General features: G+C 67.8%; 17 protein-coding genes and 2 pseudogenes. 8 read left to right on the forward strand and 11 right to left on the reverse strand.

What is annotated here, in order from left to right:
• Positions 1 to 126: 126 nt before the first annotated feature.
• Genes ABI385_RS17470 through ABI385_RS17485 form a run of 4 tightly spaced genes read left to right on the forward strand, consistent with a single transcriptional unit; the run spans position 127 to position 4,115 of the window.
• Complete coding sequence (locus ABI385_RS17470) at positions 127 to 1,089, forward strand: WcbI family polysaccharide biosynthesis putative acetyltransferase (RefSeq protein ID WP_348105038.1); 963 nt, start codon at positions 127 to 129, stop codon at positions 1,087 to 1,089.
• Positions 1,086 to 2,114, forward strand: coding sequence for a hypothetical protein (locus ABI385_RS17475; protein ID WP_348105039.1), 1,029 nt, complete (start codon positions 1,086 to 1,088; stop codon positions 2,112 to 2,114). Before ABI385_RS17470 ends, ABI385_RS17475 begins: the two co-directional genes overlap by 4 nt.
• Positions 2,111 to 3,358, forward strand: coding sequence for a glycosyltransferase (locus ABI385_RS17480; RefSeq protein WP_348105040.1), 1,248 nt, complete (start codon positions 2,111 to 2,113; stop codon positions 3,356 to 3,358). Before ABI385_RS17475 ends, ABI385_RS17480 begins: the two co-directional genes overlap by 4 nt.
• Positions 3,359 to 3,410: 52 nt before the next feature.
• The gene (locus ABI385_RS17485; RefSeq protein ID WP_348105041.1) at positions 3,411 to 4,115 is read left to right on the forward strand and encodes a phage tail protein; all 705 of its coding nucleotides are present in this window, start codon (positions 3,411 to 3,413) and stop codon (positions 4,113 to 4,115) included.
• On the opposite strand, the gene ABI385_RS17490 is transcribed toward ABI385_RS17485, so the two are convergent.
• From ABI385_RS17490 to ABI385_RS17500, 3 genes are read right to left on the reverse strand one after another with little or no spacing between them, the layout of a single operon-like run.
• Positions 4,112 to 5,989, reverse strand: coding sequence for a putative nucleotidyltransferase substrate binding domain-containing protein (locus tag ABI385_RS17490; RefSeq protein WP_348105042.1), 1,878 nt, complete (start codon positions 5,987 to 5,989; stop codon positions 4,112 to 4,114). The two genes, ABI385_RS17485 and ABI385_RS17490, sit on opposite strands and share 4 nt — an antisense overlap.
• 52 nt (positions 5,990 to 6,041) lie before the next feature.
• Complete coding sequence (locus ABI385_RS17495) at positions 6,042 to 6,899, reverse strand: glutamate ABC transporter substrate-binding protein (RefSeq protein ID WP_348105043.1); 858 nt, start codon at positions 6,897 to 6,899, stop codon at positions 6,042 to 6,044.
• A gap of 11 nt (positions 6,900 to 6,910) precedes the next feature.
• Positions 6,911 to 8,509, reverse strand: coding sequence for an amino acid permease (locus ABI385_RS17500; RefSeq protein WP_348105044.1), 1,599 nt, complete (start codon positions 8,507 to 8,509; stop codon positions 6,911 to 6,913).
• 297 nt (positions 8,510 to 8,806) lie between these two features.
• Here ABI385_RS17500 and ABI385_RS18570 point away from each other — a divergent pair.
• Positions 8,807 to 9,091: pseudogene (locus ABI385_RS18570) on the forward strand (FadR/GntR family transcriptional regulator); the annotation flags it as partial.
• 39 nt (positions 9,092 to 9,130) lie between these two features.
• Here the strand turns inward: ABI385_RS18570 and ABI385_RS17505 are convergent.
• Both ABI385_RS17505 and ABI385_RS17510 read right to left on the reverse strand, forming a co-directional pair.
• Positions 9,131 to 10,303, reverse strand: a complete 1,173-nt coding sequence (locus ABI385_RS17505) for a HoxN/HupN/NixA family nickel/cobalt transporter (RefSeq protein ID WP_348105045.1) — start codon at positions 10,301 to 10,303, stop codon at positions 9,131 to 9,133.
• 221 nt (positions 10,304 to 10,524) lie between these two features.
• Positions 10,525 to 10,752 (reverse strand): hypothetical protein, encoded by a 228-nt coding sequence (locus tag ABI385_RS17510; protein ID WP_348105046.1) that lies wholly within the window; start codon positions 10,750 to 10,752, stop codon positions 10,525 to 10,527.
• Between the two features lie 46 nt (positions 10,753 to 10,798).
• Between ABI385_RS17510 and ABI385_RS17515 the strand changes: the two genes are divergently transcribed.
• Together ABI385_RS17515 and ABI385_RS17520 are read left to right on the forward strand one after the other, a co-directional pair.
• Entirely contained in the window at positions 10,799 to 11,017 is a 219-nt protein-coding gene (locus tag ABI385_RS17515; RefSeq protein WP_348105047.1) for a hypothetical protein, read from the forward strand.
• Between the two features lie 114 nt (positions 11,018 to 11,131).
• On the forward strand, positions 11,132 to 11,794 hold the full coding sequence (locus tag ABI385_RS17520) for a fasciclin domain-containing protein (RefSeq protein WP_348105048.1): 663 nt from the start codon (positions 11,132 to 11,134) through the stop codon (positions 11,792 to 11,794).
• 74 nt (positions 11,795 to 11,868) lie between these two features.
• Here ABI385_RS17520 and ABI385_RS17525 read toward each other — a convergent pair whose 3' ends face one another.
• The gene (locus ABI385_RS17525; protein WP_348105049.1) at positions 11,869 to 12,162 is read right to left on the reverse strand and encodes a hypothetical protein; all 294 of its coding nucleotides are present in this window, start codon (positions 12,160 to 12,162) and stop codon (positions 11,869 to 11,871) included.
• 272 nt (positions 12,163 to 12,434) lie between these two features.
• Here ABI385_RS17525 and ABI385_RS17530 point away from each other — a divergent pair, with 272 nt between their 5' ends.
• Positions 12,435 to 13,370 (forward strand): NAD-dependent epimerase/dehydratase family protein, encoded by a 936-nt coding sequence (locus tag ABI385_RS17530; protein ID WP_348105050.1) that lies wholly within the window; start codon positions 12,435 to 12,437, stop codon positions 13,368 to 13,370.
• A 227-nt stretch (positions 13,371 to 13,597) separates the two neighbouring features.
• On the opposite strand, the gene ABI385_RS17535 is transcribed toward ABI385_RS17530, so the two are convergent.
• The 5 genes and pseudogenes from ABI385_RS17535 to ABI385_RS17555 all read right to left on the reverse strand — a co-directional run.
• Positions 13,598 to 14,137, reverse strand: a complete 540-nt coding sequence (locus tag ABI385_RS17535; RefSeq protein WP_348105051.1) for a DUF6036 family nucleotidyltransferase — start codon at positions 14,135 to 14,137, stop codon at positions 13,598 to 13,600.
• Positions 14,134 to 14,691, reverse strand: a complete 558-nt coding sequence (locus ABI385_RS17540; RefSeq protein WP_348105052.1) for a helix-turn-helix transcriptional regulator — start codon at positions 14,689 to 14,691, stop codon at positions 14,134 to 14,136. The genes ABI385_RS17535 and ABI385_RS17540 overlap by 4 nt, the downstream gene beginning before the upstream one ends.
• A gap of 190 nt (positions 14,692 to 14,881) precedes the next feature.
• Positions 14,882 to 15,106, reverse strand: coding sequence for a hypothetical protein (locus ABI385_RS17545; protein WP_348105053.1), 225 nt, complete (start codon positions 15,104 to 15,106; stop codon positions 14,882 to 14,884).
• 164 nt (positions 15,107 to 15,270) lie between these two features.
• Positions 15,271 to 16,269 (reverse strand): molybdopterin-dependent oxidoreductase, encoded by a 999-nt coding sequence (locus tag ABI385_RS17550; protein WP_348105054.1) that lies wholly within the window; start codon positions 16,267 to 16,269, stop codon positions 15,271 to 15,273.
• A gap of 49 nt (positions 16,270 to 16,318) precedes the next feature.
• Positions 16,319 to 16,570 (reverse strand): annotated as a pseudogene (locus ABI385_RS17555) (hypothetical protein); the annotation flags it as partial.

Consider the following 16,570-nt stretch of genomic DNA (forward strand, 5'->3'; position numbering starts at 1 on the left):
GGGGAACGCGGGGTTGCCGTTTCTCACCTCGATGGCCTGGTGTCGTGGGTCACCTGAGGGTTGTACCCGTTTCTGGCCCATTTCGCACGTCGAGCGAGTCGCCAGTCTCGAACGTAGGGTGACGGGGTGAGGCTGACGCTCCCCGACCTACCGCCAGTCGCGCTGGCTGACCTCCCGCGAGCGCACCACTATGGCGAGTTCTACGGTCTGAAGCCGTTGCCCGAGGACGACCGGTTCCTCGTCGTACACGGCAACTGCCAGGCCGAGGCGCTGCGGCTTCTCGTCCAGGACGCGCCGAAAGCCCCGTGCGCCAGTGTGCGGATGCCACCGGTGCATGAGCTGACGGCGGAGGAGGTCCCGCTGCTGCAGCGCCTGCTCCTCCGGGCGTCGGTGGTGCTGACGCAGCCGGTGACGGACGGGTACCACGACCTGCCCCTGGGCATGGCCCAGGTCGCGGCTGCGGCACCGGACGCGACGGTGGTCGTCTGGCCCGTGATCCGGTATGCCGGGCTGCTCCCTTGGCAGGTCGTCTTCAACCACCCGCGCGCCGGCGACCCCCCGGTCGTCCCTTACCACGACGTGCGTACGATGCTGCGGGCCGCCGGGGAGCCCGAGCCTCGGACCGGTGACGCCGAGTTCCGCGCCGTGTCGGCGTGGTCGCTCCACGAGCTCGGGGAGCGGGAGCGTCGAGCCGGGGCGGTACCGGTCAGTGACCTGGTGAGGGAGGCCGGTCCGTCGGCGACGAACACCGTCAACCATCCCGGCAACGCCGTTCTGGTCGCTATGGCTCGCCGGTTGCAGGGACACCTCGGCTGGCCGGTCACCGCTGCTGACCCTGGCTTCACGCTCCTTGACAGCGTGCACGCTCCCGTCGACCCGGTGGTCCTCGAGGCGCTCGGGCTCGCGGACGCTCCGTCCGACGCTGCGTCCAGGGAAGCCAAGGGTGATTGGGTGGTCGACGGGGAGCGGGTCCCCGCCGAGCACATCGCCACCGCCCAGATTGCCTGGTACCACCAGAACCCCGACGTCCTGCATGACGTGCTCATGCGCAGTGCGAACCAGCGCAGGCTGCTGTCGCGCGAGCCATGACGGGTCGCCACGTCGTCGTCGGTCCGGCGCGCCACGGCGTGGTCCTGCACGCGACCCGGCTCGCTGCGGCTCATCCGGCGCTCGAGGCGGCCACGCTGATCGTGCCCGCAGAGACGAGCGGACGCACCCCAGCCGGTTTGGGCGACGCAGTGCCTCCCGGCTCGACCGCGTTCCTGCACGTCACGGACCGGCTGTTCGGGTCGGACCCGGAGCAGAGCGCGCAGGTGATCCGCGAGCTGGGCTCTCGCGCCGTACTCGGCTTGTCGCTGCATGACGTCCCGCAACCCGCCGAGGGTGAGCAGTGGTACCTCCGTCGCCGGGCGGCATATCGTGAGTTTGCACTGTTGGCAACGGTGCTCGTGGTGGCCAGCAACTTCGAGAAGACACTCCTGCTGGCCTGCCTCGATCCGGGCGACGACGCGCAGACGGTGGCGGAGCGCACCCGGGTGATTCCGCTGCCCGTCGAACGACTCCGATCAGCCGGCCCTCGGGTCCACACCGAAGGGAGCGACGTCGCTGTGCTCGGGTATCTCTATCCGGGGAAGGGCCTCGAGGACGTCATCGACGCAGCGGCTCGGCTCCGCTCCCGTTCGCGCCGGGTGACGGTCACGAACTATGGGGCGGCGGCGCAGGGCCACAGCGACCTGGTCGGCGAGCTCACCGCGCGGGCCCGCTCCGTGGGCGTGGAGTTCCTCGTGACGGGATACCTCACGGACGGGGAGCTCGCGCAGGCGCTCGGCTCAGCCGGGGTCCCGGTGGCTCCGCATCGCCACATCTCCGCCTCAGGCTCGCTGAACACGTGGGCTGCCGCAGGTCGTCGGCCGATCGTGCGCCGGGGTGGGTACGCGGACGAGCTCGACGCCCGGCTCCCGGGGGCGGTCGTGCTCGCCGACTCCCTCGAAGTCGCCATCGAGGATGCCCTGGACGACCCCGGATCCACGTGGCTGCAACCGAGTACGGTGCTCGGCCCCACGTGGACCGATGCCGCCGAGGCCCACCTTCGAGCCATGGCCGAGCTCCCGTGACGACCCGTCCCCAGCTGAGCGTCGTGGTGCCGTTCCACGAACGGCAGGACCAGCTCGACCGGTTGCTCGCCGGGCTGGACCGGCAACGACTCGAGCCCGACCGGTTCGAGCTCGTCGTCGCCGACGACGGTTCGCAGCACGCCCCCGTCGTCGGAGCGCGTCGTTATGCGACCCGTGTTGTTCGCCAGCACGACGCCGGGTTCCGGGCGGCTGCGGCGCGCAACCTCGGGGCGCGCGCCGCGGTGGGTGACGTCATCGCCTTTCTCGACCAGGACTGCGTCCCGGCTCTGGACTACCTTCAACGTGTCGCCGCGGCGGCGGTCTCACCCTGGTCACTCGTCCTCGGCCACCGGCTGCACACGGACCTCGGCGGGTGGTCCGGGGACGCTGTCGGTTCCTGGTTGTCCGGCGCCGGGGCCGGACCGCCTATCCTGGACGAGCCCCAGTGGCTTCTCGACGGGTACGCGCGGACACACGACCTCACCGAGCCTGACCCACGCGCATACCAGCTCGTCATCAGCGCGGTGCTGTCGATGCACCGAGACCTCTTCGACGCTCTCGACGGGTTCGACGAGTCGTTCCAGGCTTACGGCGGCGAGGACTGGGAGCTGGGGCACCGGGCGCTGGTCGCCGGCGCCGACACGCAGTGGCTCGCCGAGGCGGTCGCCTGGCACGACGGCCCGGACCTGGCCGGGCGCGCGGCGGACACGAGAGACACGGTCGAGGCCAAGAACGCCGAGACCCTCACGCTGGCGGCTCTCGTGCCCGACCGCGACCTGCGCGGTGAGCACCTCATCTGGAGCGTGCCGGACATCGTCGTGCGCCTGAGCGCCGGTGGTGCGAGCGTGGCGACCCTCCTGGCGAGCGTGGAGAGTCTCCTCGCGGGCTCCGACGCACAGGTCTGGGTCAACGAACCCGACGCCGGGGGGCGCCTGGTGGCGACCGTGACTGATCCCCGCATCCACGTGGGTGAGCCGCAGCCGGATGTCCTGGCCCGGGCCCGTTACCAGGTCGTCTGCGACCCCGTTCTGCTCGACGGCACGACGCTGAGAGCGTTGTGTCGGCTCGCTCCGGTTGCCACGCCGGGACTGCGGCTGACCCTGCGTCGAGACGACACCCGGTCGGCGCGAGGGCTGCCGCGCGTCGCCGACCAGCCCTGGCCCGTCGACGCCCATGTGCGACGGCTGCGCGACGCCCCCGCGCTGGAACGGATGTGGCAGAGCCGGCCGACATCGGCAGGTTGACGCGATCGTCGAGGTTCTTGCCGAACCGGGTTGGGGCGAGGACGATCTGGCCATGCGCAGCTTCCAGGTCGAGGTGTGGTGGGACGGGCAGGCGGTCCCGGGTGTCACCGGCGTCACGCCGCTGAGGGACACGGTCGAAGTCGTGACCTACCGCGAGGTGAACGGCGGGGTCTACAAGATCCCCGGTCGCGAAGACGTGGCCAACGTGACCCTCTCGCGTGGGGTGTCGGAAGATCTCTCGTTCGACCTCTGGGCCCGAGGACCGTTGCTCAAGAAGGATATCGAGCTGCGCCTGCTCGACGCCTCGGACGGGCTGCAGGTGACATACCGGCTCTTTCGATGTTGGGTGAGCGAGTATGCCGTCGCCGCAGATGTCGAGGCCGGTGTCGTTACGGAGTCCTTGTCCCTGAGCGTCAACCACTGGGAGCGGGTGACGCTGCCGGTGGACCAGCTGGCCGACGGCCTGGCGCGCGGACGGGCCGGTGAGGTGCGTCGGGTACCGCTCGGCAGCATCCTCACGGGTGACACGGACGAGACCCAGAAACGCCTGGACGTGTTGCTCGCCGAAGCCGAGAGGTCCAATACCGTGCTGCTGCTCGACGAGGCGGATGCCCTGTTCTCGAGGCGCACGGATGTGCAGGACGCTCATGACCGATACCAGGCGACGGAGCTCGACCAGGTCCTGGACCGCTTGGCCGGGTCGACAGCGGCGGTGGTGGTCGCGCCACCTCACCTGGGAACCCGGGACCAGGGTTAGACCGAGAGCGAGTCAGGACCGGACCGGGCCGACCACTCCACGGCGGGCACGTAGTTGGAGACGTTGGCCATCCGGCGCTGGATCGAGGCGATCTCGCGCACGGCCTCCGAGACGACGGTGCGGTCCATCGGCGACATCCGGTCCATGACGAAGACGTCCGAAGGGTCGTCACCGTTCTCGCGCTGGAGCAGCTGGTAACGCAGCCGTAGCCGTTGCAAGAGCTCGAACACCTCGACCAGGGTCGTCGCCTGGTCATCCGGCAGCATGGCCGAACCGGCTGCGACCCGGAGCCGCTCGACCGTGGGCAGGGCGTGAGAGCCGACGCTCAGGGCTGCCCAACGGCCGATGTTCACGATCGGCAGCAGCGCGTGCTTCTTCAGGTCGAAGTCCGGGCGCCTTCTCAGGACGTCACGCATCGAACGCAGCCTCGCCCGGCTCGACAGCGACTCCTCGAGGAGCATGCGCAGCGTGCCCGGGTGCCGACGTAGCTCTCCGAAGACCTCGGCGACCGCGGGCAGCCCTGGGTCGCCGAGGATCGGGCGGCCGTCGACGAGCAGTGACGTCATCATGGCCCCGTTGTTGTCGGCTGGGGCGGACAGCCACTGCTCACCGGCCGCCCGCCAGTCGGAGTTGGTACGTGCGAAGAGCTGCTGCTGCGCACGGGCTCCGTGCTCGTCGCTGCGCAACCCGGCACGGGCCAGAACCTCGTCGACCTCAGCGAACGCGGCCCGATAGCGGTCGATCTCCTGCGCGCTCACCGAGTCGTCGAAGGCCACGGCGGAGTCGACATCGGACGTGAGCAAGGCCTCCCGGCGTCCGTTGCTCCCGAGCGAGAGCCAGGTGAAGGCGTCGACCGAGAGCTCCGGACGCCGTTCGAAGACAAGCGAGATCGCGCGGCGTACGACGGCGTCGACGACCGCGGAGTAGACCGCGATCACCTTGCCAGACGCCAGGCCTTGCGAGAGCAGGTCGCCGAGCATGGCCGGAGCCCGTCCGGCTCGCGAGTGCAGCTCCTCGATGGTTGTCGCGCGTCGGACCTGCTCGTTGAGTGAGACCCCGGCCGTGGAGGATGAGACCATGAAGTCCCGCGGCGTGATCACGCCCCGCAGCTCCCCCGCCCGGTCCGTGACGAGCAGATAGTCCGCCTCCCGGTCGAACATCAGGATGAGGGCCTCGGCAGCCGAGTCGCCGAGCACGACTGTCGACGCCTTCGACTGCATGACGGTGCTCGCTGCAGCCGATGCCAGGACACCTTCGACGAGGACGTGCCTGCGCAGCAGGGCATCAGTGACCAGCCCGAACCGTCCCGGCCCTAGGCGCACCGCGGCGTAAGAGCTGTTATGGTCGGTCATCCGGCGCGCTACGTCGCCCACCGGGGTTGTCGGCTGCACGACGAACGGCGCCTGCACGATCAGGTCGTCGACGAGGCTGTAGGAAGCAGACGACATCGTGCGTGCGCCCGCCGAGGAGAGTGTCTCGGCGAGGAACCTCGCCCCTCGCCGCGACCCGAAGGCGGGGGCGGCGACGACCGCCGGTATGCGTGCGACCGTCGCGTCGCTCGCGGCGACCGCGCGTGGACCGACCGATCGTTCCGTGAGCATCGCGGAGAACCCGAAGACCCCTCCTGACTCGAGACGTTCGTCGGGTGCCTCGCGGATCGCCTCCACGGAGTTCCATAGCTCGACGACACCCGACAGCACCACGAACACCTCCACCGTGGCGTCGGTAAAGGCGTCGAGGATGAGGTCGCCCCGCGAGAACCGTTGAAGGACGGCGGCGTTGGTGATGGCCGTCAGGGCCGCGGGCGACAGCGAGTCGAAGGGTGGTGACGAGACGAGGACCGCGGACAGCTCGGTGGTCTCCACACTCGTCATGCTGTCACGCCGTCGAGTCTTCGGTCCTGACCCCCATCTGCCGGGGGACTGATCAGGCACTCCCAGGAGTCGGTGGGCTGGGAATCGCGTAGCCGGAAGGGCCGACGGTCGCGTCGAGCGCCTTGTTCCACGAACCGTCGGCGATGTAGGCCTTGAGCGCGTCGTTGACCTTGGTCACCATGGCCGAGTCGCCCTTCTTGAGGCCGACTCCGTAGCGCTCTTCGGAGAAGCCTTTGCCTACCACCTTGAGGATGCCCTTGTACTGCGGCTCTGCCGCGAACCCCGCAAGGATGACGTCATCGGTCGTCACGGCATCGACGTCGCCGTTCACCAGAGAGGCGACGCAGTCGGAGAACTTGCTTTTCGGGGTGAGGGTGATCTTGCCCGCATACTGCTGGGTGACCAGCTGGGCAGACGTCGTACCCGCGACGGAACAGAGCTTGCGGCCGTCGAGGGTGTCGGGGCCGGTGATCTGCACGTCGTTACGCCGGATCAACAGATCCTGGTGGGCGACGAAGTAGGGGCCGGCGAAGTCGATCTTCTGCTTGCGCGCCTCGGTGATGGAGTAAGTGGACAGCACCATGTCGACCTTGCCGTCGATCAGCAGGTTCTCGCGGTCGCCGGGGTCCGCCTCGACCCAGGTGATGTTGGCTTCCGGTACCCCCATCGACTTCGCGATGTAGACCGCCGTGAGCACGTCGAAGCCCGAGTAGGTGTTACCGGACTTCAGACCGAGACCTGGCTGGTCGAAGGAGATCCCGATGGTCAGGGACGAGGCGCCAGCACTCGTCGCGCCCGGGTTGGCCGTGACGCCCGTCGTCCCGCCACCGCTCGAGCACGCGGCGAGCAGGCCGGCCGCCAGCCCGGTGGAAACCATCGCGACGACCCCACGACGGCGGAGCGTGCGCATCGGTCCGCTCCTCACGACTTGGTCTCGGGGTTATGCACGTGCGGCTCTAGAACGTCGGGGTCGAACGCCGGGTCCGGGTCCAGGTCCTGCGGACCCACCCCACGTCCGTACGTCGGACCGGTGTCCGACCAGACTGCTTTGAGCCGGTCGCCGGTGTTGGCAACAACCTTGGGCCGCACGAACATCCAGCCGATCTGAAGGATCAGGGCGATCAGCGGGATCCCGAACACGACGACGAGGAAGTCGGTCTTCTTCCAGAAGTAGGGCGACGACTGCCACCCTCCAATGGCGAGCCCGAACATGACCAGCACGAGGAAGACCAGTCCGATATAGCTGGTCCAGGGGTACCCTGGCATCTGGAACGGACTCGCTGGGATCACGCCCTTGTTGACGAGCTGCCGAAGCCTGATCTGACAGAGGAAGATCGTCCCCCAGGTGAACAGCACGCCGAGGGCGGCGGCCTCGAGGGCCACCTCGAACGCGTTCGGGGTCAGCGCGTTGAGGACGGCGCCGAAGACGTAGACGACCGAGGTCATGACGATGCCGGCCCACGGCACACCCTGGCTGCTCATCTTGAGCGTGAAACCCGGCGCCTGCTTGGACATCCCCAGGCTGCGCAATACCCGGCCGGTGGAGTACAGGCCGGAGTTGAGGCTGGACATCGCGGCGACGATGAGGACCGCCTGGATGATCGCGCCCATCCACTGGGCGCCCATCCGCTCGAAGATCGTCACGAACGGGCTGATGCCCGACTTGAAGTCGCTGGTCGGTAGGATCGAGACCAGCAGCAGGATCGACCCACAGTAGAAGACGCCGATCCGGAAGATGACGGCGTTGACCGCCTTGGGCACCTCTGCTCTGGCGTCCTCCATCTCGCCGGCGGCCACCCCGACCATCTCGATCGCGGCATACGCGAACACGACGCCGGACATCACGAGAATCGGCCCGTACCAGTTGAACCCATCCGTGGTCGGCCAGAAGCCACCCGGGTTGCTCCAGAGGTTGCTGAAACCGGCCTGGTGCCCGCCGACGTCGAAACGGCCGATGACGAGGACCAGTCCCACGCCCAGAAAGATGACGATGGCCCCGACCTTGGCGACCGCCGCCCAGAACTCGAACTCACCGAACGCGCGGGCCGACAGCAGGTTGATCACCAGCACGACGGCCAGCGCGATAAGCACCGTGGCCCAGGTGGGCATCAACGGGAACCAGTACTGCACGTAGAGGCCGACGGCCGACAGCTCGGCGATGCCGGTCAGCGCCCAGTTCAACCAGTACATCCAGCCAGTGATGAACGCCGCACGTTCTCCGTAGAACTCGCGCATGTAGGACACGAACGCGCCGGACGTCGCACGGTGCAGGACCAGCTCGCCGAGAGCCCGCATGAGGAAGTAGGCGATCACACCGACGAAGGCGTAGCTGAGCAGCAGCGCTGGTCCGGTGCTGTGCAGCCGGGAGGCGGAGCCGAGGAAGAGGCCGGTGCCGATCGCGCCGCCGATGGCGATCATCTGCACGTGTCGGCGGGTCAGCGTCTGTTTGTAGCCCACCTGCTCGGCATCCAGCGAGTTCTGCGGGGCCTGTGGCGTGGAAGGGGATTCGGTCGTGGTCATTGCACTTCCTCACGTCGTCGACGTAACTGAACCCGCGGCGGCGCGTGGTCTTGGCCGTCAGGGTGCAAAGCTGGCGAAGGGCTTCGGTGATCCACGCCGGTCAGGCTGTCCAGTGGTCTGACAACCTGGGTAGCCGAAATCATGCTGCCCATTTCGTCCGTTTGGCAAGACTCGTGGCCGATCATTCCGATTGGTGGTCGGTGAAGGCTGTGTGAGCCGCAGCGTGGTTCGCGAGGTGCTGCGGTCCTGCGGGGCCCTCGGCCTGACGGTGACACGCGGTGGTCGGGGACGTTCGTCGTGGCGACCCACCCGTCCCGACCTCGTGTTCGAGGGTTAGTCGGCGGCCCACCTGATCGAGGCGTATCGACGGGGCTGGACGCCTCGTTCCACCTCACCATCGCCCAGGCCTGCGGCAACCCGGTCTTCGCCGACGTCGTGTCCAGGATCGCCCCCGCGCTTGTGGGGCAGTCACAGCTGCTCGACGCGCAGGTGAACCGCCGGTCGTCTTCGCTCGCGGAGCACCGGACGATCGCTGCGGCCATCGCGCGCGGCTCTGCCGTCCAGGCGGAGGACGCGATGAGATATCACCTCGATGAGGTGCGGGACGCCCTCTCGTTCTCGCTACCGAGCACCCGGCGTTGTCATGTCGGTGCGCAGGTTCGCCGACCACTTTTCCTCGACCCGGCCGTAGCGCCAGATCGCGACCGCGCCGATCCAAGCGACGAAGAAGAGCGCGACGATGGCGTAGCCGGCGTAGTCGAGCGGGATGTTGGCGATGTCGGCGAGCGGACCACTCTCGATCTTGGCCTGGTCGGCCAGGACGCCGATCAGCTCGATCGTGCCGATGATCAGGGCGACGGCGACGGAGATCGCGGTGATGGTCAGGTTGTAGTAGACCTTGCGGACCGGTTTGAGGAACGCCCACCCGTAGGCGCCGTTCATCAGGACCCCGTCGATGGTGTCCATCAGGCACATGCCGGCGGCAAACAGGATCGGCAGGACCAGGATGGCGTAGAACGGCAGGTTGAACGCGGCTGCTCCGCCGGCGAGGACCAGGAGCCCGACCTCGGTGGCGGTGTCGAACCCGAGCCCGAAGAGCACGCCGATGGGGTAGATGTGCCACGGTTTGGTGACGGACTTGGTCAGGCCGCCGAGGAAGCGGTTCATGAAGCCGCGCTTGTTCAGCTGGTCCTCGAGCTCTTGCTCGTCGTACTCTCCGTGCCGCATCTTGCGGAAGACCCGGACGATGCCGACGAGGACCACCAGGTTGAGGATCCCAAGGATCCAGAGGAAGACACCGGATACCGAGGCGCCGATGATGCCGGTGATGGAGTGTAGCTGGGAGGAGCCGTCCTCGACCTGCCCGGCCAAGGCCTTGATCCCGATGGACAGCAGGAACGCGAGGCCGAACACGATGGTGGAGTGGCCGAGGGAGAACCAGAAGCCGACGGACAGCGGACGGCGGCTGACGCCGGCCGCTGCGCGGTCGGCGAGCAGCTTGCGCGTCGTGTTGTCGACGGCCGCGATGTGGTCGGCGTCGAAGGCGTGCCGCAGCCCGAACGTGTAGGCCAGGACACCGACGCCGATCCCGAAGATCGGCGTGTCACCGCCGAGCTGATAATGCTGCGGCACCACCAGAACGAGCAGGATGCCGAACCCGAGGACGTGCAGGAGCAGGATGAACGCGCACATCCCCCACAAAGACCGCCGGTCGTCCCGGTCCATGACGGCCAGGAAGTCCTTGAACCGCTGACCCGTTCCAGCCGGGGCCGTCGACGTCGACGTGCTGCTCATTCCGGTGCCCTAACTATTGCGAAGTGTTGGCAATAGGGACTCTAGATCAGGTTCGACAGTCACACCACAGAACACTCGGATCGGTTACGACAAGATGAGTGACATGACCGACGCCATCGACCTCCTCGTCGACAGCCGACCACACCCCCGTCGAGGTGGCGGGTGACGGCCAGCTCGACCCCCTGCGCCAGGCGTTCCCCGGGGTCTGAGGTCACCGCTCGCTATCGGAGGTATCCCGGAGGGAGGGCGTTGCTCTTTGCCGTCATGAAGCGCTCCCTAGCGGTCCTGCTTGCCCTGGCGGCGTCGCTGCCCCTGGTCTCGTGCTCGACGTCGCCGTCGGCAACGCAGGTCTCGCCGTCGGCAACACAGCTCTCGCCGTCGTCAACACAGCCATCGTCAACACAGCCGTCGTCGTCGGCGCCGCCGTCAGCGTCCTCGTCGAGCGTCACGGCCCGACCCTCTTCGGCGAGCGCCGGCGGCTACCCCGCGGCTGACGTGTGCGCATACCTGACACAGCAGCTCCCCGCCCTCAAGGCGATCGGTACACCGGTGGGGGCCCACGCCAACCTCGTCGGCAACCTTTTCGGGTTCCTGCAGAGCCACGCCATCCCCGCCGACAGCGGTGCGCTCGACGAGGCCACCAAAGCCGAGTGTCCGCAGGTGCGCACCGAGGTCCTCGCGGTCACCGGGCTGACGAGCTTCGCCGAGCTCTGACGGCTCGGCCCGAATCTCCGGGCCGGTGGGGTGCATCCGTATGCCCCCCAGCAAGGGAAAGGGGGACAGAGCACGTCGTCCTGAGACGCGCTCACCCACCGAGAGGATTCGTTGATGAAGCTTCGTCGCTCGTTGGCCGTCACGGCCGCCGCCGGACTGGCCGTTCTCCTCGTCGCACCATCCGCCACCGCCGCGCCCACCGCCAAGGCTGCTCAGACCCTGGGTAACCGAAGCCTCGCGGCCGTCCTCACCGCCAACGGAGGCGGCCAGTTCGACTCGAACCCGTTCGACTACGACATCCTGACCCAGGCCGTCCTCGCGGTGATCAAGGCGAAGCCCAACAGCAACGTCGCACTCCTCGCAAACGGCAACGTGGCGCTGACCGCGTTCCTGCCCAGCGACTTCGCGTTCCGTGATCTGGCCCGCCAGCTGACCGGCAAGTACATCTGGAGCGAGAAGGACGTCTTCAACACACTGGTCTCCACCCTTGGTGTAGACACCATCGAGGCCGTCCTGCTCTACCACGTCATCCCGGGCGCCACGATCGACTCGAAGACCGCCGTCAACTCCAATGGCGCATCCCTCGCCACCGCCCTCCCGGGCGCGTCGATCAGGGTGCAGGTCGTGTCGAAGTGGCTGGGACTCGTCAAGCTGGTCGACGCCGACACCAACGACGCCAACCCTTACCTCAACCCGTTCGCCCTCAACATCAACAAGGGCAACAAGCAGATCGCGCACGGCATCACCGCGGTGCTGCGCCCGGTGGACCTGCCCTGACCCACTCGTGACCCCGGCGATACCACCCCGTCGATACCACTGATACACAGGTGAAGCGCGCGGGTGGGCGACGGTCAGCCGTCGCCCGCCCGCGTCATCTCGCCGTCAGCCCGGCGGGCATCGTCTCGGGCGTCCTGAACGGACCGGACCGCCATCGCCAACGCGACCGCGAGCAGCATCAGGGCCGTCACCAGCGACCAGCGCAGGGCAACCCCCGCCGCGGCGGCACCCGAACCGGGGCCTTTCAGCACCTGGTAGGCGGTCATCAACAGGGCGGCCCCGATGGCCGCGCCGATGCGCTGCCCGGTCTGGGGTGCACCTCCGGCGAGACCACCGCGCCACCGCCGAGACCGGCGAGATCGACACATCGAGCAGCGACATGAAACCGACCAAAAGGGTGACCACCAGGATCCGCCAGCGATGCACGTCGGGTTCGTAGTCCGGTGTGTCTCCGCCTGCGCCGGGCTCTCGCGGCGCGTCCCGCGGATGGACGTCGACCGACTCCTCACTCACCCCCCAACACTGCCCCACCTTGTATGCCGGCGCGCGGCCCGGTGGTCAGCCTGCCGCGAGCGCCACCGCGCGACGCAGGCCCGAGGCATACCCCTGCTACTTCCAGGCGGCCGTAGTGTTTGTCAGCATGCGCGTGGTGGTCATCGGCGGTACTGGGCACATCGGCACCTACCTGGTTCCGAGCCTGGTCCGGGCAGGGTATGACACTGTGGTCATCAGCCGCGGATCTCGTCGGCCCTACCGCGACGATGCCGCGTGGCGGGACGTCGAGATGGTGTCCTGCGATCGGGAGTCGGTCGAGCAGGATGGTCAGTTCGGTTCGGTGGTCGCTGGTTTGCGGCCCGACGCGGTCGTGGACCTGACCTGTTTCACACTGGCGCAGGCGCGTCAGCTCGTCGACGCCCTAGACGGTCAGCACGTCGTGCACACCGGCAGCGTCTGGTCCTACGGGCCGAGCGCCCTGGTTCCCACCACGGAGGATGCGCCCAAACACCCTTACGGGGAGTACGGCGTCAGCAAGCTCGCCGTCGAGCAGTACCTGATGGGAGAGCAGGATCGGGTGCGCGCCAGCGTGGTTCATCCCGGGCACATCAGCGGCCCGGGCTGGTTGCCCATCGGCCCCGCCGGCAACCTCGACCCCGGGGTGATCGACTCGCTGCGCGCCGACGGCTCCTGCCTGCTGCCCGACCGCGGCGGCGAGACCATCCATCACGTACACGCCGAAGACGTAGCAGGACTGCATCAGGCGTGCCTGGACCAAGCCGACGAGGCCGCCGGGCAGAGCTTCAACAGCGTTTGCTCCCAGGCGTTCACGCTGCGCGGCTACGCCGAGGTGGTGGCTCGCCACTTCGGTCGTGAGCCGAGGCTGGAGTTCGTGCCGTGGGACGTGTTCGTCACCCGCGTCGACGCGGAGCACGCGAACACCACCATCGAACACATCGGGCGCGCACCCTTGTACTCGATGGAAAAGGCCCGCACCGTCTTGGGCTTCCTGCCACAACACGACGTGACCGACACCGTCCTAGGGTCCATCGACGCCTGGGTCGTCGCCAATAGAAACTGATGCACCCAACCGCCAACTACATTCTCTCGCAGGCAGATCCGTAGACAGTCTGTGCTTAGGAGCGCAACCGAGCGAGGTGAAGGGTGATGTCCGCATCCACCGCCACCCGCTCGGGAAGCACGGTCAGGGTCCGTTTGCCAGGCTTGGTGGTCTGGAATGCACGCGCTTCTGACAGTCCTACAGCAGGGGAGCCGGATCGTTAGGACCCTAGATGTAAGCGCCGTTGATCAGCCTGATGGACGCTCGGGGATGAGTGCCCGCGCGTCGTACGCGACGTCCGCCAGCGTTGTCATCACCTCGAGTGCGTCCGCCCCGTATGTCTCGAGCGTCAGTTGGATCGCGGCTTCAGGGCCAATCCGCAGCACCATTGCTAGGGTGACGATGTCCGCTCTGTCGCGTGCTCGGCCTGCGGCCAGTTTCATTGCCAGCAGTAACTCGAGTGACGCCAGTTGCACGCGCAACCCCGGGGAGTCAGGAGGCGTGAAGACGTCCGCGGGAAGTGGCGGGAGGAAGGGGAGCGCACGAGCGTTGAGCCATCCCTCTGGCAAGCCGAGCTCATCTGCCATCTGGGCGACGATCTCGGCCACCCGGACATCGGTCGTGATGCCGTCGATGTCTTGAGTACGGCGGTCTACGTCGGGAAGGTGGAGCGAGATCGCGGCCCCTCCGACGACGTAGACAGCGGCCGCGATCCCAGCGGTGCTCAGACGTCGGTCGAGTTCGTCTAGCAGTTCGCGGATTCGGCTAGCGTCGAGGTCGAAGTTCACGCGGTGACCAGTTCGCGCTCGTTGATCTCGATGCCGAGCTTGGCAAGGCCAACGTCCAACGGCCGTCCCTCCCTCACTGGCAAGGGCGTCCAGGGCTCGGGTAGCGGCGTGGGAGCAGCGAGCCAGCGGGGGATCGGCCGCCCATCACGGGCGGTTTCGCGCAGCATGGTGTAGGCCAACGTCTTCCAAGGACCAGTTAGACGCGACGTTGGGGTTCCCGTGGCCCAGATCGCGCGACGAGTCGGCGTGCTCAGCCCGAGGGACTGGTCACGTCCTTGGAGCAGCATCCGCATTGCCCACATCGGATCGGACTCGGCGTGCTCGGCGGCCGCGTCGATGACATCCGCGGCACGCATCCACTGACGGTTGGCCGCCTGCTGCGCTGCGTTTTCGAGGTCGAGCAGGACCATTGCTGAGGGGATGGTGCGCTCGGCCAAGTAGTCCCCGAGTCTGGACGGCGTGCACCCGATGGCATACGCCGCCTGGCTGCGGTTGAAACCAGCACCCTCGATCAACGCCATCAGTCGCGCACGTAGGCGACCACCCGGCATCATGTGAGTGATTGTATGTCCAAATTTGGATATCTACACGCTTGGCGAAAACCTGAATGAGAGCATCTACGAACCTGAGTCAACCGACCCGCGGCTAGATCCGAGCGAGCGGAACCGCTCTCAGGGCGGCAGAGTCGGACGATCCGGCGCGGCCCTCACCTCATCAGCGCGGAGCGTTGTACCAAGCATGGGGTCACCGTGGCTGCCGCGGGCCCTGCACGATGCTCCGACGCCCGATGATCAGCCCGATGACGATCAGTGCCAAGCCGGCGAAGATCGGGAAGAAGTAGCTGCCCTCCTGGAAGACTCGGACAAGGCCCACGATCTCGAACACCGCTCCAGCCACGAGAGACAGCATCGCGACAAGGCCTAGGTCGTTGATGTGACGCATGCGCCCGGGGAGGTTTTCGCTGGCCAAGTTCGCACGCTGGCGCGTACGCCTTGCTGAGGCGGCGGCAGCACGTGGTCAGGACGTTCGGGCTGACGATTCCGACACGTTCACGAGACGCTCGCGTCCCGCTGCGGCGGGAGTGGGCAGGTCACACGCCCGCAATGACATCTCCCGGAGGCTCCTCGGTCCTGTCACCGCAGCGGCAGCGGGGGCTCCAGCCACCAGGGGGACGTCTCGACCTCGACCGACGTGACCCACTTGACCCAGTGGTACCCGCGCCGCCCCGGCACCACGAGACGCACCGGCGCGCCGTGCCCCGCGTCCAGAGGCGAGCCACCCACCGCCGTCGCCAGGAGCAGATCCTGAGTCAGCGGCAGCCGTCGCTGGTATCCGGTGTCGCTCGTGACGACGATCGTGGTCACCCCAGACCCGACCAGTCGGGCGACGCGCATGCCACTCCACGTCTGCTCGGTCCACCATCCGCCTGTGCAGTCCAGGACGGCGGTCACCTCGTCGTGGAAGGCGGCCAGCTCGGTCCGGCTCCACGTCCTCGTTGCCCCTGCGACGGTGGTCGTGAGCCGGTATGCCTCGGCGTCAAGCGCCGGCACCGCGTCGAAAAGCCACGAGGTGGAGGGGATGGCGTCGACCCGAGAGGAAGCCAGCCGGAGCGAACCGGTCGCCCGCCGGGTGCCGGACCCCGTTGCTATATAACCGATTCCCTGCACGACGGCCGTCGCGACACCCGCGACGCCCAGCACCAGTCCGGCGCTCAACAGGGCTCGGCGGGACTGGTCGACGCGTCGGACCCGCACCGGTCGCTGACGTGTGTGCACGACGGTCACCACGGTGGCGAGGATCCCTGCAGTCACGTGCAGCTGCATCGTGGTGATGCTTGTCCCTTGCAACGACAGCCCCACCACGTGGGCCAGCCCGCTCGACAGGGCAACCAGCACGACCCAGATCAACGCGACTGAGGTGGCCCGCCCGGGTCGGGTGACCCGCGCGAGCCCTCGCTGCACGACCCGGCGTTTCCACGGGACAAGAACGATGATGGCGAGGGCTGCCGCGCCGTGGAAGACGGCGACCGGCCAGACCGGGCTACCGCTCCCGAACAGGAACATCAGGAACCCGGACGCCGTCGCGGTGGGGACCAGCACCGCGAGCGCGAGGTTCGCCCACCGGCCGGTCATGCCCCACGGTAGGCCGGTGTGCCGCTAAAAGCGGTATGCCGGTGCAGAGTCAGCGCGGCAGCAGCGTGGACTCCTGGCCGTCGATAGCGACCTGGACGTTCTTGGTGTCGTCGATGCCGGTTGGCACGGCGACGGTAGACGTGGTGGGGGAGAAGTCCATGGTGCACGGCCGGTCTTTGGCAGCCGCCGTCGTGACCGTCAGGGTGTTGCCGCCTTCAGTGGTGACCGCGGTCGGGAACTTCGGGCAGCCGGAGCTGCCGAAGGTAACGACGAGGAGCTGTCCTTTGTCTCCCCACGCGAC

This window comes from Lapillicoccus sp., from assembly GCF_039935575.1.
Taxonomy (GTDB): Bacteria; Actinomycetota; Actinomycetes; order Actinomycetales; family Dermatophilaceae; genus Lapillicoccus.

Coding starts and splice junctions, on each gene's coding strand:
- ABI385_RS17505 (WP_348105045.1), bottom strand. CDS start 10,303: ATGAGCAGCACGTCGACGTCGACGGCCCCGGCTGGAACGGGTCAGCGG.
- ABI385_RS17490 (WP_348105042.1), bottom strand. CDS start 5,989: ATGACGAGTGTGGAGACCACCGAGCTGTCCGCGGTCCTCGTCTCGTCA.
- ABI385_RS17485 (WP_348105041.1), top strand. CDS start 3,411: ATGCGCAGCTTCCAGGTCGAGGTGTGGTGGGACGGGCAGGCGGTCCCG.
- ABI385_RS17540 (WP_348105052.1), bottom strand. CDS start 14,691: ATGATGCCGGGTGGTCGCCTACGTGCGCGACTGATGGCGTTGATCGAG.
- ABI385_RS17520 (WP_348105048.1), top strand. CDS start 11,132: ATGAAGCTTCGTCGCTCGTTGGCCGTCACGGCCGCCGCCGGACTGGCC.
- ABI385_RS17550 (WP_348105054.1), bottom strand. CDS start 16,269: ATGACCGGCCGGTGGGCGAACCTCGCGCTCGCGGTGCTGGTCCCCACC.
- ABI385_RS17525 (WP_348105049.1), bottom strand. CDS start 12,162: ATGTGTCGATCTCGCCGGTCTCGGCGGTGGCGCGGTGGTCTCGCCGGA.
- ABI385_RS17530 (WP_348105050.1), top strand. CDS start 12,435: ATGCGCGTGGTGGTCATCGGCGGTACTGGGCACATCGGCACCTACCTG.
- ABI385_RS17475 (WP_348105039.1), top strand. CDS start 1,086: ATGACGGGTCGCCACGTCGTCGTCGGTCCGGCGCGCCACGGCGTGGTC.
- ABI385_RS17500 (WP_348105044.1), bottom strand. CDS start 8,509: ATGACCACGACCGAATCCCCTTCCACGCCACAGGCCCCGCAGAACTCG.
- ABI385_RS17495 (WP_348105043.1), bottom strand. CDS start 6,899: ATGCGCACGCTCCGCCGTCGTGGGGTCGTCGCGATGGTTTCCACCGGG.